The sequence below is a fragment of the Streptomyces sp. NPDC048353 genome (genome assembly GCF_055587165.1).
Window position 1 is genome coordinate 89879 of sequence record NZ_JBVJGU010000003.1, and the last position, 13833, is coordinate 103711.

Annotated in this window: 12 protein-coding genes; 5 read left to right on the top strand and 7 right to left on the bottom strand. The window is 72.6% G+C overall.

Annotation, left to right across the window (positions count from 1 at the left end; all coding sequences use genetic code 11):
• Positions 1 to 124: 124 nt before the first annotated feature.
• The 6 genes from ACZ6RC_RS10850 to ACZ6RC_RS10875 all read right to left on the bottom strand — a co-directional run bounded on the left by ACZ6RC_RS10850 (position 125) and on the right by ACZ6RC_RS10875 (position 7515).
• Complete coding sequence (locus ACZ6RC_RS10850; RefSeq protein WP_469580982.1) at positions 125 to 1375, bottom strand: extracellular solute-binding protein; 1251 nt, start codon at positions 1373 to 1375, stop codon at positions 125 to 127.
• 186 nt (positions 1376 to 1561) lie between these two features.
• The gene (locus tag ACZ6RC_RS10855; protein ID WP_469580985.1) at positions 1562 to 3007 is read right to left on the bottom strand and encodes a cellulose binding domain-containing protein; all 1446 of its coding nucleotides are present in this window, start codon (positions 3005 to 3007) and stop codon (positions 1562 to 1564) included.
• Positions 3004 to 4509, bottom strand: coding sequence for a beta-N-acetylhexosaminidase (locus tag ACZ6RC_RS10860; RefSeq protein WP_469580988.1), 1506 nt, complete (start codon positions 4507 to 4509; stop codon positions 3004 to 3006). Before ACZ6RC_RS10860 ends, ACZ6RC_RS10855 begins: the two co-directional genes overlap by 4 nt.
• Positions 4510 to 4517: 8 nt before the next feature.
• A complete protein-coding gene (locus ACZ6RC_RS10865) occupies positions 4518 to 5351 on the bottom strand; it encodes a carbohydrate ABC transporter permease (protein ID WP_391134176.1) in 834 nt (277 codons plus the stop codon).
• Positions 5348 to 6247 carry a carbohydrate ABC transporter permease gene (locus ACZ6RC_RS10870; RefSeq protein WP_469580991.1) on the bottom strand — a complete coding sequence of 300 codons (900 nt, stop codon included), beginning with the start codon at positions 6245 to 6247 and terminating at the stop codon, positions 5348 to 5350. The genes ACZ6RC_RS10865 and ACZ6RC_RS10870 overlap by 4 nt, the downstream gene beginning before the upstream one ends.
• Complete coding sequence (locus tag ACZ6RC_RS10875) at positions 6244 to 7515, bottom strand: extracellular solute-binding protein (protein WP_469580994.1); 1272 nt, start codon at positions 7513 to 7515, stop codon at positions 6244 to 6246. The genes ACZ6RC_RS10870 and ACZ6RC_RS10875 overlap by 4 nt, the downstream gene beginning before the upstream one ends.
• Before the next feature lie 174 nt (positions 7516 to 7689).
• On the opposite strand from ACZ6RC_RS10875, the gene ACZ6RC_RS10880 reads away from it, so the two are divergent.
• From ACZ6RC_RS10880 to ACZ6RC_RS10890, 3 genes are read left to right on the top strand one after another with little or no spacing between them, the layout of a single operon-like run.
• Positions 7690 to 8469: a GntR family transcriptional regulator gene (locus ACZ6RC_RS10880; RefSeq protein WP_391134185.1), complete on the top strand. Its 780-nt coding sequence runs from the start codon at positions 7690 to 7692 to the stop codon at positions 8467 to 8469.
• A 46-nt stretch (positions 8470 to 8515) separates the two neighbouring features.
• Complete coding sequence (locus ACZ6RC_RS10885; protein WP_469580999.1) at positions 8516 to 9283, top strand: GntR family transcriptional regulator; 768 nt, start codon at positions 8516 to 8518, stop codon at positions 9281 to 9283.
• Positions 9284 to 9308: 25 nt separating this feature from the next.
• Positions 9309 to 9530, top strand: coding sequence for a dodecin (locus ACZ6RC_RS10890; RefSeq protein WP_391134191.1), 222 nt, complete (start codon positions 9309 to 9311; stop codon positions 9528 to 9530).
• Positions 9531 to 9657: 127 nt separating this feature from the next.
• Here the strand turns inward: ACZ6RC_RS10890 and ACZ6RC_RS10895 are convergent, their stop codons facing one another.
• Positions 9658 to 10146, bottom strand: coding sequence for a phosphatase domain-containing protein (locus tag ACZ6RC_RS10895; RefSeq protein ID WP_391134194.1), 489 nt, complete (start codon positions 10144 to 10146; stop codon positions 9658 to 9660).
• A gap of 92 nt (positions 10147 to 10238) precedes the next feature.
• On the opposite strand from ACZ6RC_RS10895, the gene ACZ6RC_RS10900 reads away from it, so the two are divergent.
• Positions 10239 to 11258 (top strand): LLM class flavin-dependent oxidoreductase, encoded by a 1020-nt coding sequence (locus ACZ6RC_RS10900; RefSeq protein WP_469581002.1) that lies wholly within the window; start codon positions 10239 to 10241, stop codon positions 11256 to 11258.
• A 67-nt stretch (positions 11259 to 11325) separates the two neighbouring features.
• Positions 11326 to 13785 (top strand): ATP-binding cassette domain-containing protein, encoded by a 2460-nt coding sequence (locus tag ACZ6RC_RS10905; protein WP_469581007.1) that lies wholly within the window; start codon positions 11326 to 11328, stop codon positions 13783 to 13785.
• Positions 13786 to 13833 lie beyond the last annotated feature (48 nt).

A 13833-nucleotide genomic window follows, 5' to 3' on the forward strand; every position in this document is an offset into this window, starting at 1 on the left:
TGGCACGGAAGGGGACGGTGAGGGCCGGGCCGCGCGGGGCGGTGGTCCGGCTCCTTACTTCTTCCGTGACCGGCTGGATTCGACGTGACCGTTCGGGGGCTCGCGGGTGTGGAGGCGCTGAATGCTATTCGGCGAGCGCCTGGGTGATCTGCTCGGAGGCGTGCTCCGCCGCCTGCTTCGGGTCCTCGCCGAGGAGGACCGCCGTCATGTACGGCTTGATGGGGTTGGCGCCCTCGACGTCGGCCCACTGCGGGGAGTTGGGCGTGGCCCGGCCGCGGGCCGCGCCGACGGCCATGACGGCCGTGGCCTCCTGGCCCTGGACGACGGAGGAGAGCGTGGTCTTGTTGGGGACGTAGTTCATCGCGCGGGCGAGTTCGGCCTGCCACTTCTCGCCGGCGAGGGCCTTGACGACGTCGATGGCGGCGGTGCGTTCGGGCGCGTTCTCGGGGATGATCAGGTCGGAGCCGCCGGTGAAGACCGCGCAGGGCTGTCCGGCCTTCTTGCCGGGTATCGGGAAGAAGCCGAGCTTGTCCTTCAGTGCCGGATTGGCCTTGGTGATGGCCGGGACGGCGCTGGGGGTGGCGATGATCTGGGCGACGTCGCCCCGGGCGAAGACGTCGGCCTGGGGCGGGGTCTGCTCGTCCGCGTTCTTGGGGCCGGAGCCGAGGGCCTGCAGTCTCTTGTAGAAGTCCATCCCGCGCAGCGCCGCCGGGCTGTCCAGGGCGCCGGTCCACTCGCCGCCCTTGTCGACGGCGAGTTCGCCGCCCTCGTCCCAGACGAACCCGGAGAGGGTGTACCAGTCCTGTCCGGCGAGGTAGATGCCCTGGGAGCCGCTCTTCGCGAGCTTCTCCGTGTCGTCGAGCCACTGCGCGCGGGTGGCCGGTGGCCGGGTGACCCCGGCCGCCTGGAAGAGGTCCTTGTGGTAGATCACGACCCGGTTGGCGGCGTACCAGGGAATGCCGTACTGCGATCCGCCGATCCGGCCGGGCTCGGCGAGGCCGGGCAGCCAGTCCTCGCCGCCGAGGTCGCGCACGGACTCCAGGGTGAGGTCGAAGAGCTTGTCGGTGTCCGCGTACTGGGCGACCTGGGTGTTGCCGACCTCGACGACGTCCGGGCCGCCTCGGCCCTGGATCGCCTCGGTGACCTTCTTGCCGATGCCGGTCCACTCCTGGATCGTGAACCTCAGCCGCACGCCCGGGTGCTCGGCCTCGTACGCGGTGGTGAAGCGCTCGAGGAAGTCCTCGCTGACGCTGTCCCGCATCAGCCAGACGCTCACCGTGCGGTCCTGGTCACCACCGCCCGGCAGCAGGCCGCAACCCGCGAGCGCGAGGGCGGTCGCGACGGCCAGAGGGCAGGCGAGAGGGCGGTTCATCACGTAGGTCACCTTCTGCGTTCCATGACATGGAGTGCGGCATGGGGAGCTGACCCGACGTGGGGGGACGAACGCGGTGTTCGCGCGGGTAGGTGGCCTGGATTCTGGTCTGGACCAACCAGACTGGTCAAGTCCTGCTCGCTCCCGCTCCGGGCGGGCGCACCGTCGTGCGCCCGCCCGGTGTCGCGTTTACGGGACGGCCGGTACGGAGTCCTGGAAGGCGGTGCCCGCCGAGCGGTAGGCGGCGATCTTGGCGGCGACCTGCGCCGGGGTCAGCACCTGGTCCTTGACGTGCAGGACGTAGTCGACCTTCTGGTCGTAGGCGCGCGGGGTCGTCGACGTCTGGCCCGCGAGGTCGATCAGCCACTGGTTGAAGTTGATGGACATCGGGCGTTCGGGGAGGTAGCGGGCGTCGTGGCGGCCGAACTCCTGGCCGTCGACGTAGTAGACGATCGACCGGTCGTCGATGGTCACCACCAGGTCGTGCCAGCCGGCGTAACTCGCCCGGACCTCGGAGTGCTGGTTGACGGCCTCCCAGGGGTCGGGCCGGTAGGTCTCCCAGGAGGTCGTGTAGAGGATGTTGGCGGGCTCGCCCCAGCCGCCGTTGGGGAGGTACTCGAAGTCGTACTCGGCGTAGTCGTCGGCCATCGGCGCCTTGAGGTCGTTGATGGTGAAGAAGGTCTGGACGACGCGGTCGCCGTCCGGGCCGGAGAGCGGGGCGTCGGAGAAGCGGACGCGTGCGGCGTAGGTGCCGTTCTTGAACTTCGAGGAGCGGGTGAGGATCTCGGTGTGGCGGGTGGACTCGCCGGTGCCCGCCGTCGAGGTCCTGAGGTTCATGAGGGAGTTGCCGCCCTCCTTGGCGAAGGTGACGTTCTCCGGGGCCCAGGTCGCTCCGGGCACGCCGGGTCCCCCGGAGTTGGAGCGCACGCTCCAGCCGTGGGCGGCGATCGCGGGGTCGGTGTGGCTGGTGTAGTCGAAGTCGTCGAAGAGCGTGGCTCCGGTGGGCGGGGGCGTGGTCGGGTCGGGGGTGGGGTCCGTCGGGTCCGGGGTGGGTTCGTTGCCGGCCGGGGCCGTGCCCCAGACCTGGACCCCGTTGACGGTGGCGGTGACCTTCGACCAGTTCGCGTACGAGGTCTGGCCGGGGCCGAAGGAGTAGTCGTCGCTCTGGTTCAGCGGCTGCCAGTTGGAGCGGTGGAAGCGCAGTTGCATGTCGCCGGTGTCGGCGCCGGGTGCGAGGGTGCCGGCGCCCGCGGTGAAGCCGACCTCCAGATAGCGGTCGGCGGTGGCGGTGGGGCGGGCCAGGGTGCCGAAGGTGCCGGTGAGGTTCGCGCAGCCCTTCACGGCCCAGGAGCAGGCGTAGGTGTACGACGCGCCCGCCTCGGCCTTGAAGTAGTAGCGCACCTTCACCTGGCTCAAAGTCACGGCGGAGGAGCCGGTGTTGACCACCTTGAACCAGGGCTCGGCCTGGTCGCCGCCGCCGGCGCTCTGGCGGTACTGGACGGTGACGGGCTCGCCGGCCGCGGCCGCCGGGAGTGCGGTCAGGACGGTGGCGCCGAGGCCGGTGACGGTGGCGGCGGCGAGGGCGGCGCGCAGGCGCGTGCTCCGGCCGGTCCTGGGGTTCGTCGGGTGGCTCATGGGAGTTCCTTTCCTGGGACGGTGGGGGTGGGGGAAAGGCGGCGCGGCACCCCGAGGGTGTCGAGCCGGGTCAGGTGGTGGTGCAGGCGGTCCCGGAAGCCGGGCCAGTCGTGGCGGCCGGTCCAGGCGGTCTCCGCGAGCGCGCAGAGCCGGGGGAAGGTGAGGTACTCGGCGTGCGCGGCGGTGGGGACGTATTCGGTCCACAGCTGCGCCTGGGTGCCGAGGACCCGGCCGGTCTCCTCGGGGCTCCAGTCCCGGGGCGCGGGGTCGGTGCCGTGGACGGCGCGCAGGTCGACCACCGCGCCGGGCTGGCCGGGCGGCTCGTCGGGGCCGGCCGACTGGGGGTAGTCGAGGTAGGTGGTGCGGTGGGGCGCCATGACGACCCGGTGGCCGCGGCGGGCGGCGGTGCGTCCGTGCGCGGTGTCGCGCCAGGGCATGACGGTGAAGTACGGGGGGAGGTCGGCCCCGGTCTCCGTCCAGCCGACCGGGTGGCGTCCCGCGTCCACGAGGTGGCGGCCGATGCTGTCCATGAACCAGCCGTGCAGGGCGTCCGGGCCCGTGAGTCCTTCCTCGGCGGCGCGGCGGCGGGCCGCCGGGGAGGCGTGCCATTCGGCGGTGGGGCACTCCTCGCCGCCGAGGTGGACGTGGGGCGAGGGGAAGACGTCCATGACCTCGTCGAGGACGGTGCGGCAGAAGTCGAGGACCTCGTCGTGGACGCCGAGGACGGTGTCGCACACGCCCCACCGGTCCCAGACGTCGAGGGTCCGGTCCGGGCGGTTGCCGAGGCGGGGGTAGGCGGCGAGGGCGGCCCGCACATGGCCGGGCATCTCGATCTCGGGGACGACGGTCACGCCCCGGGCGGCCGCGTGCCGGACCAGGTCGGCGAGTTCGCCGCGGGTGTAGGCGCCGCCGTGGGGCAGGCCACCGGTCTCGGTGAGCCGGGGGTAGGCCGCGACGGGCATGCGCCAGCCCTGGTCGTCGGTGAGGTGGAGGTGGAGGACGTTGAGCTTGTGGAGGGCGAGGAGGTCGACGTAGCGGCGTAGGAAGGACACCGGGTGGAAGTGGCGGGAGACGTCGAGCATGGCTCCGCGCCAGGGGAAGCGGGGGCGGTCGGTGATCTGTACGCAGGGTACGGACCAGGCGACGCCGGTCACGGGTGCGGCGGAGAGGGCCTCCACCGGCAGGAGCTGACGGAGGGTCTGGACGCCGGCGAGCAGGCCCGGCAGGCGGGCGGCGCGGAGCAGGATGCCCTCGGTGCCGACGGTGAGGCCGTAGCCCTCCTCGCCGAGTCCGGTGAGGGCGGGGTCGAGGGCGAGGACGACCGTGCCGTCCGGCCGGTCCGGCAGGGGCAGTCCGGTGGCGGGGCGGAGCAGGTCGCGCAGCAGCGCGGCGGCCGCTTCGGCGCCGGGGACGGGTCTCACGGCGGTGTCCGGTCCGAAGGCGAACCGGCCGGGCAGCGGGCTGAGCCGGGAGGGCTGGGGGATCAGTCGGGGCAGGGGCATGGGGCTCGCTATCCCTTCACGGCTCCGCCGGTCATACCGGCGGCGACCCGACCCTGCAGGACCAGGAAGAGGACGAGGACGGGCAGGGCGAAGAGGGTGGAGGCGGCCATGGTGGCGCCCCAGTCGGTGCCGAAGACGTTGGAGAAGGAGGAGAGCCAGACGGGGAGGGTGCGGTCGTCCTGGTTCTTGATGATGAGCATGTTGGCGAAGGCGAACTCGTTCCAGGCGGTGATGAATCCGAAGAGCGAGGTGGCGAGCAGTCCGGGGGCGAGGAGCGGGAAGGTGACGCGCCGGAAGGCCGCGGCGCGGGTGCAGCCGTCGACCTGCGCGGCCTCTTCGAGTTCGGCGGGGATGCCGGCCAGGAAGGAGCGGAGGGTCACGACGGTGAACGGCAGGGTGACCATGAAGTAGATCAGGGTCAGGGTCACCAGCCGGTCGAGCAGGTCGGCGTCGCGGGCGATGACGTACATCGGGATCAACAGCGCTTCCCAGGGCGCAACTTGGGCGATGAAGACCATGAGGAGGAAGGCGCGCCTGCCGCGCCAGCGCATCCGGGCGACGGCGAACGCGGCGCCGAGGGCCACCACGAGGGCGAGCAGGACGCAGCCGGCGGTGACGAGGAGGCTGTTGCGCCAGAAGAGCCAGAAGCCGTCGGCCCGTACGGCGTGGGAGAAGTGGTCGAGGGTGAGGGAGGTGGGCAGCAGGACGGGGGTCTCGGCCTGGATGTCGGGGGTGGGCTTGAAGGCGGTGAGGACCATCCAGTAGACGGGGAAGACGGCCACGACGAAGACGATCGACGCGGCGGTGTTGAGGGGGAGCCGGCGCAGTGCTCGCGGGGTCATCGGTCGGCCTCCTGTCGGAGCATGCGGCGGAAGTAGGCGATGAGGACGGTGACCAGCAGGAGCACGGTCAGGGTGGAGACGGCCGAGCCGAGGTCGTAGCGGTGGAGGGACTGGGCGACCCGGTAGGCGTAGACGGGCAGGGTGGTGGTGGCGTCGCCGGGGCCGCCCTTGGTGACGGCCCAGATCTGGGCGAAGCACCGGAAGACCCAGATCACCTCCAGGCAGAGCACCAGGGCGAAGATCGGCCGCAGGAGGGGCAGGGTGACCGAGCGGAAGGTGCGCCAGGCGCCGGCGCCGTCGAGGCGGGCCGATTCGTAGAGCTCGTCGGGGACGGTCAGCAGGGCGGAGTGGAGGGTGATGGCGGCGAAGGGCACCGACTGCCAGACGACGAGCAGGACGAGGACGGTGAACGCGGAGGTGCCGTCGGCGAGCCAGGAGTAGTCCTCGAAGGAGGTGAACCCGAGGCGGACGAGCGCCCAGTTGACCAGGCCGAGGCGGGAGGCGAAGAGCCACTGGAAGACGGTGGTGGTGGCGATGACGGGGCTGGCCCAGGCGAGGACGAGCCCGCTCGTCACCAGGATCCGCATCGGCCGGCCGAGGCGCTGGGTCATCAGGGCGACCAGCGTGGCGATCACCATGATGAGGACGGCGTTGACCAGGGTCCATCCGAGGGTGCGCCGGACGACCTCCCAGAACTCGGGGTCGGTGAGCACCGTGCGGTAGTTGTCGAGACCCACGAAGGGGGCGTCGCCGCGGATGAGTTCGCCCATGCCGTAGTGCTGGAAGGAGATCAGCAGGTTGCGGGCGAGGGGGTAGCCCAGGAGCAGGACGCCGCCGACGACGGTGGGCGCGACGAGGAGGTAGGGCCAGAGGGTCCGCCCGCGCTGCGGTCTCACGAGCCGAGGGTCTTGGTGATGCTCTCCGACGCGGCCCGGGCGGCCCCTGCCGGGTCGGCGCCGGTGAGGACGGCGGTCATGTACTGCTTGACGGGGTTGGTGGCCTCGACGGCGGCCCAGTGGGGCGAGTTGGGGGTGGCCCGGCCCTGGGCGGCTCCGGCGGCCATGGCCGCGGTGCCCTCGTCGTCCTGGATGACGCGGGCGAGCGAGGTGCGGTTGGGGACGTAGCTCATCGTCCGGGCCAGGTCCGTCTGCCACTTCTCGCCGGCGAGGGCCTTGACGACCTCGTAGGCGGCGTCGGGGTGGGTGGAGGCCTCGGGGATGATGAGGTCGGAGCCGCCGGTGAAGACGGCGCCCGGCTTGCCGGCCGTCCGGCCGGGGATCGGGAAGAAGCCGAGTCTGCCCTTGAGCGCCGGGTTGGCCTCCTCGACGATCTTGGCGCCGCCGGGTACGGCGATGATCTGGGCGACGTCGCCCTTGGCGAAGACGTCGGCCTGCGGGGGCTTGGCCTCGTCGGAGTCCTTGGGGCCTTCGCCGAGGGCCTGGAGCCGCCGGTAGAAGTCCATGCCGGCGAGCGCCTCGGGGGTGTCGAGCGCGCCCTTCCAGACCTCGCCGTCCCGGACGGCGAGGTCGCCGCCGGCCTCCCAGACGAAGCCGGAGAGGGCGTACCAGTTCTGGCCGGGGAGGTAGATGCCCTGGGTGGTGCCCCGGTCGAGCCTGGCGGTGACGGCGAGCCACTCGTCCTGGGTCCGGGGCGGGGTGGTGACGCCGGCTTTCGCGAAGAGGTCCTTGTTGTAGATCACGACCCGGTTGGCGGCGTACCAGGGGATGCCGTACTGCCTGCCGTCGACCTTGCCGGGCTCGGCGAGGCCGGGCAGCCAGTCGGCGCCGTGCAGTTCGCCGGTCCTGTCGCCGAGGTCGCGCACGCCGCCGCTCGCCGCGTACTGCGCGACCTGGGTGTTGCCGACCTCGATGACGTCGGGGGCGTCCTTGCTGGCGAGGGCGGCGGTGACCCTCTCGCCGATGCCGTCCCACTCCTGGATCTGGACGTCCAGGTCGATGTCCTTGTTCCGGGCTTCGAAGTCGGTGCGGAACCGGTCGAGGAAGGCGTCGGTGACGCTGTCCTTCATGATCCACACGGTGACCTTCTCCGGCCCTCCGGAGGCCGCCGGGCCGTCCGTCGAGCCACAGCCCGCGGCCGTGGCGGTGACGGCGAGAGCAAGGGTCACCGCGAGGGAGACGCGACCGGCGAGGGAACGAGTTGTCACGGGCACCTCGATGAATGGTTGACCAATTGGTCAAGTGGTCAGCTGCGTGACCCGAAGGTGGCATGGACCAATGGAGCCGTCAACCCCCGTGAAAACATGCGGTATTCACCGAGACGCGGGTCATCAGAGCCGCGTAGTATGTGACTTACCAGTTGACCAGTCAGGGAGAGTGGCATGAAGGACGGCTCCTCCAGCGGGGTGCTGAAGAGGGAGCGGGTACGGGAACACCTGCTGGGCCTGATCGAGGCGGGCGGCCCCGGCGACCCGATCCCCTCCGAACGCACCCTGTGCGCCACGCTCGGCGTCTCGCGCCCCACCCTGCGCGCGGCGGTCGACGAACTCGTGGCCACCGGAGCGCTGGTACGGGAACACGGCCGCGGCATGTTCGTCGCCCCCGCGAAGATCACCCAGCAACTGGCCCCGGATGACGCGGCTTTCGCCGTCCCCCGCGCCTCGGGCACCTGGTCGAGCACCATCCTGGAATCGGCGACCATCCAGGCCGGCGCGCGCATCGGCCGCAGGCTCCGCCTCTCCCCCGCCGCCGCGCTGCTCTACATCGCCCGTCTCCGTCTGGTCGACGGCTCCCCCATGGCGATCGAGCACCTGCACATCCCGGCCGACCTGGTCGGGGCCGCGCTCACCCCGGAGGAGCTGGAGTCGGGGGACCTCTACGACCATCTGCGGGAGCACCACCGCATCCACGTCCAGGAGGCGACGCAGTCCATCGAGCCCACCGTCGTCAGCGAGGCCGAGGCGGCCGTCCTGGACGTGCCCGTCCTCTCCCCCGCGCTGCTGATCGAGCGCCTCACCCTCGACACCGCGGGCCGCCCCGTCGAGTACGTCCACTCCGTGTACCGCGGCGACCGCTACCGCTTCGTCTCCCGGCTCGACTTCACCCGCGACGGCCTCGTGACCTCCTCCACGCAAGGGGACGCGTACGGACCGGCATACTGACCGGCAGCCGGACGGCGGCGGGGCCGGGTACGCGGGGAGGCGGGCGATGGAGCTCAAACGGGAACGGGTACGGGAGCATCTGCTCACCGTGATCGACGGCCGCCGCCCGGGCGACGCCATCCCCTCCGAACGCACCCTGTGCGCCACCCTCGGCGTCTCGCGCCCCACCCTGCGCGCAGCGGTCGACGAACTCGTGGCCACCGGAGCGCTGGTACGGGAGCACGGCCGCGGCATGTTCGTCGCCCCCGCGAAGATCACCCAGGAGCTGGTCGCGGGAGACCACCGGGCGGGCGCGCCGCCGAGCCGCGGCGCCTGGACGAGCACGGTCCTCTCCCTGCGTACGGTACGGGCGGGGGCGCGCATCGGCCGGAAGCTGAAGGTCTCCCCCGCCGCCGAGCTGGTGTGCGTGACCCGGGTGCGGCACGCCGACGGCGCCCCGATCGCCCTGGAGCACCTGCACATCCCGGCCGAACTGGTCCCCGGCCTGACCGCCGCCGACATGGAGGGCGGTTTCTACACCCATCTGCGGGAGGCGCGGGGCATCCGGCCGGCGCACGCGGTGCAGTCCATCGAGCCGACGGTGCTGAGCGAGGAGGAGGCCGGCCTCCTCGACGTCCCCGTCCTCTCCCCCGCGCTGCTCTTCGACCGCGTCACGTCGGGGGCGGACGGCCGGCCCGTGGAGTACGTCCGCTCGCTCTACCGGGGCGACCGCTACCGCATCGTCACCCGCCTCGCCCTCGGCGAGGGCACGGCCGATCACCCGGGCCCCGGCGACGTGTCGCGGACCGGGGCGTGGTGGGGCACGGTGGAGTGAGCCCACCGAGAGGAGTTCGGCCCCCATGTCGAACCACACCTACCGCGTCACCGAGATCGTCGGCACCTCCCCGGAGGGGGTCGACCAGGCCATCCGCAACGGCATCGAGCGCGCCTCGCAGACGCTGCGGGCCCTCGACTGGTTCGAGGTGACGCAGGTCCGCGGCCACATCGTGGACGGCGCGATCGAGCACTACCAGGTCGGCCTGAAGGTCGGCTTCCGCCTGGAGGAGGGCGAGAGCGCCTGACGGCGCGGAGCGCGAGAGGGCGGGCCGGGTGTGACGGGGGCGGTCCCGTCGCGTACCCGGCCCCCGTGTGACGGCGCATGGGTCCCTCCCGGGCCCGGGCCCGCGCCCGTACGGGCGCCCCGGGGGCTCAGGTACGGCCTTCCCTCTCCTGGGCGTCCTTCAGGGCCGTGGACGGGTCCGCCCAGCGGGCGCGTACGACGCGGAAACCGGCCCGTTCGGCCGCCTCGCAGACCAGTTCGTCGTCGTCCACGAGCATGCGGACCTCGCGGTCGCGGCCAAGCCGGCGCAGGATCTCCAGCTTGGTGAGGCGTGCCGGGCGCCGGTCCTGGTCGCGACGCATGTGGATCCGGCCCTCCGGCAGCTCCTGCGCGGCCAGCCAGGCGACGGTGTCCTTGCGGCAGCGCTCGGGGCGCCCGGTGAGATAGACGATCTCGCACTCCTCCGCGGCCTCACGGCACAGCGCCACGCCCTCCGCCAGCGGCGGGTCCTCGGGCGCGGCCGCGAAGAAGCCCGCCCAGTCGCGGGGCCGGCGCTCGAGGAAGTGCTGGCGGTGAGCCGTGCCCGCAAGCGTGTTGTCGAGGTCGAAGACGGCCAGGGGCCTGGTGTTACCTGTCACGGCACCACCCTAGGCCGAGTACGGAAAGTCCCGCGGGGGGCGACGGAAGGCGGCCGTGGGAATCCCCGGGGCGCCGATGCGTTGAAGGGGGCGTGACCTCTTCGCTCGACGGTGTGCGCTTCTCCGTTCTCGACCGCTCTCGGACCAGGGAGGGCGAGGACGGCGCCGAGGCGCTGCGCGCCACCGTGCGCCTCGCGCGGGAGGCGGAAGCGCTCGGCTACCACCGCTTCTGGGTGTCGGAGCACCACAGCGTGCCGGGTGTGGCGGGCTCGGCGCCGACCGTGCTGGCCGCCGCCGTGGCCGGTGCGACCTCGGCCATCCGGGTCGGGACCGGCGGGGTGATGCTCCCCAACCACCAGCCGATGGTCGTCGCGGAGCAGTTCGGCGTCCTGGAGGCGCTCTTCCCGGGCCGGATCGACATGGGGCTCGGCCGTTCGGTCGGTTTCACGGACGGGATCCGGCGGGCGCTTGGCCGGGACAAGGAGGACGCCGACCGGTTCGCCGCGCAGCTGGAGGAACTCCTCGGCTGGTTCACGGGGGCCCAGACCGCGCACCCCCAGGTGCACGCCCGGCCCGCCGAGGGCCTGAGGGTCCCGCCGTACGTCCTGGCGACCGGTGAGGGCGCCTCGATCGCCGCCGCCGCGGGGTTGCCCCTGGTCATCGGCGACCTGCGCGGCCGGGAGCGGCTGTTGACAGCGATCGACGCCTACCGGGCCGCCTTCCGCCCCTCGCCGTGGGCCGACGAACCGTACGTGGTCGTCGCGGGTACGGTCGCGGTGGCGGGGACCGAGGAGGAGGCCCGGCGGCTGCTGGTCCCCGAGGCCTGGTCGGGGGCGTACTCCCGGACCCGGGGCGCCTTCCCCCCGCTCGCGCCGGTGGAGCGGATCGAGGAGCTGGCGATGACCGAGAAGCAGCGCGGTTTCTTCGAGTCCGGGCTCGCGGGGCACGTCCACGGCACGGAGGAGCAGGTCCGGGAGGAGCTGGAGCGGGCGGTGAAGGAGAGCGGCGCTCAGGAGGTGCTGGTGACGACCAGTACGTACGACCGCGGGGCGCTGCACGACTCGTACCGCCGACTGGCCCGGCTGGCGGGTCTGACCAGGACGGACGCTTGAGGTCACCGCCGTGCGCGGGGTGCCGCACCTCAGGCGGGACTCGCGGGACACGCTTTAGGATCGAAGGATGTCCGACCCGTCCGAAGCCGCGACCGGCTCCGCGCCCGATCCGTACGTCCGTGTCCGAGGGGCTCGGGAGCACAACCTCGCCGGGGTCGATGTCGACATCCCGCGTGACGCGATCGCGGTCTTCACGGGTGTGTCCGGCTCCGGCAAGTCCTCGCTCGCGTTCGGGACGATCTACGCCGAGGCCCAGCGCCGCTACTTCGAGTCGGTCGCCCCCTACGCCCGGCGGCTGATCCACCAGGTGGGCGCGCCGAAGGTGGGCGAGATCACCGGTCTTCCGCCCGCCGTCTCGCTGGAGCAGCGCCGTTCCTCGCCGAACGCCCGGTCCTCCGTCGGCACGGTCACCACCCTGTCGAACTCGCTGCGGATGCTGTTCTCCCGGGCGGGCAGCTACCCGCCGGGGGCCGCGCGCCTGGACTCCGACGCGTTCTCGCCGAACACCGCCGTCGGGGCGTGCCCCGAGTGCCACGGGCTCGGTCTGATCCACCGCACCGGCGAGGAGCTGCTGGTGCCCGACCCCGGGCTGTCGATCCGGGAGGGGGCGATCGCCGCCTGGCCGGGGGCCTGGCAGGGCAAGAACCTGCGCGACGTGCTGGACGCCCTTGGCCACGACATCGACCGGCCGTGGCGGGAGCTGCCCGCCGAGGACCGGGAGTGGATCCTCTTCACGGACGAGCAGCCGGTCGTCACGGTCCATCCGGTACGGGAGGCGGGGCGCATCCAACGTCCGTACCAGGGGACGTACATGAGTGCGCGGCGCTATGTGATGCACACCTTCGCCGACTCGAAGAGTCCCACGCTGCGGGCCAAGGCGGAGCGGTTCCTGAGCGCCGCGCCCTGTCCGGTGTGCGGAGGGAGCAGGCTGCGGCCGGAGGCGCTCGCGGTGACCTTCGCGGGCCGGACGATCGCCGAGCTGGCCTCCCTGCCGCTCACCGCCCTGGCGGCGCTCCTGGCCGACCCGACGGACCCCGAGACCGGAGCCGACCCCGAACACGAAACCGGACCCGACCCCGCACACGGGACCGGACCCGGCGCGGCGGACGCGCACCGGCCGGACGTCGGAGGCGGGGCCGCGCGGGTTCTCGTCGCGGACCTGCGTGCGCGGATCCGTACGGTGACCGAGCTGGGCCTGGGCTATCTGAGCCTGGACCGCACCGCCCCCTCCCTCTCCAACGGCGAACTCCAACGGCTGCGCCTCGCCACACAGTTGCGCTCCGGTCTCTTCGGCGTGGTGTACGTCCTCGACGAGCCTTCGGCGGGCCTCCACCCCGCCGACACCGAAGCGCTGCTCGTGGTCCTCGACCGGCTCAAGGCGGCCGGCAACTCCGTCTTCGTGGTCGAGCACCATCTCGACGTCGTACGGCATGCCGACTGGCTCGTGGACGTCGGCCCGGGGGCCGGTGTCCACGGCGGCAGGGTCCTGCACTGCGGGCCCCCGCGGGAGCTGGCGCGGGTGGAGGAGTCGATGACGCGCCGCTTCCTGTTCGACCGCGCCCCGGTGCCCGAGCGGGCGGTCCGGGAGCCGCGCGGGACGCTGCGGACGGGGCCGGTCACCCGGCACAACCTCACCGGCCTGGAGGCGGCCTTCCCGGTCGGCGCGCTGACGGCGGTCACGGGGGTCTCGGGATCGGGGAAGTCGACGCTGGTGGGCGCGCTGTCGGAGGACATCCCCGGCGTGGGCCGCATGGTGACGGTCGATCAGAAGCCGATCGGCCGGACGCCCCGCTCGAACCTCGCCACCTACACGGGCCTGTTCGACGTCGTACGCAAGCTCTTCGCCGACACCGAGGAAGCCCGCCGACGGGGGTACAAGGTGGGCAGGTTCTCCTTCAACGTGCCCGGGGGGCGGTGCGAGACCTGCCAGGGCGAGGGCTTCGTCTCGGTCGAGCTGCTGTTCCTGCCGAGTACGTACGCGCCCTGTCCTGACTGCCAAGGGGCGCGCTACCGCCCGGAGACCCTGGAGGTCCGGCTGCGCGGGCTCACCATCGCGGAGGTGCTCGACCTGACGGTCGAGTCCGCCGCCGGGTTCTTCGCGGGGGCCCCCGCAGCGGAGCGGAGCCTGCGGACCCTGCTCGACGTCGGCCTCGGCTATCTGCGACTCGGCCAGCCCGCGACCGAGCTGTCCGGTGGCGAGGCGCAGCGCATCAAACTCGCGGCGGAGCTGCAGCGCCCCCGCCGGGGTCACACCCTCTACGTCCTGGACGAGCCGACGACCGGCCTCCATCCGGCCGACGTCGAGGTCCTGATGCGTCAGCTCCACGGCCTCGTCGACGCCGGCCACACGGTCGTGGTGGTGGAGCACGACATGGACGTGGTGGCCACGGCGGACTGGGTGATCGACATGGGGCCGGGTGGCGGCGACGAGGGCGGCCGGATCGTGGCGGAGGGGCCGCCCGCCGAGGTGGCGCGGGCCGACGCGAGCCGGACCGCCCGCTATCTGGCGGCCCGACTCGCCCCCTGAAGCGGGGCGGGCCCCGGCGACCGACCCCACCCGTGGCGACCTTTTGAC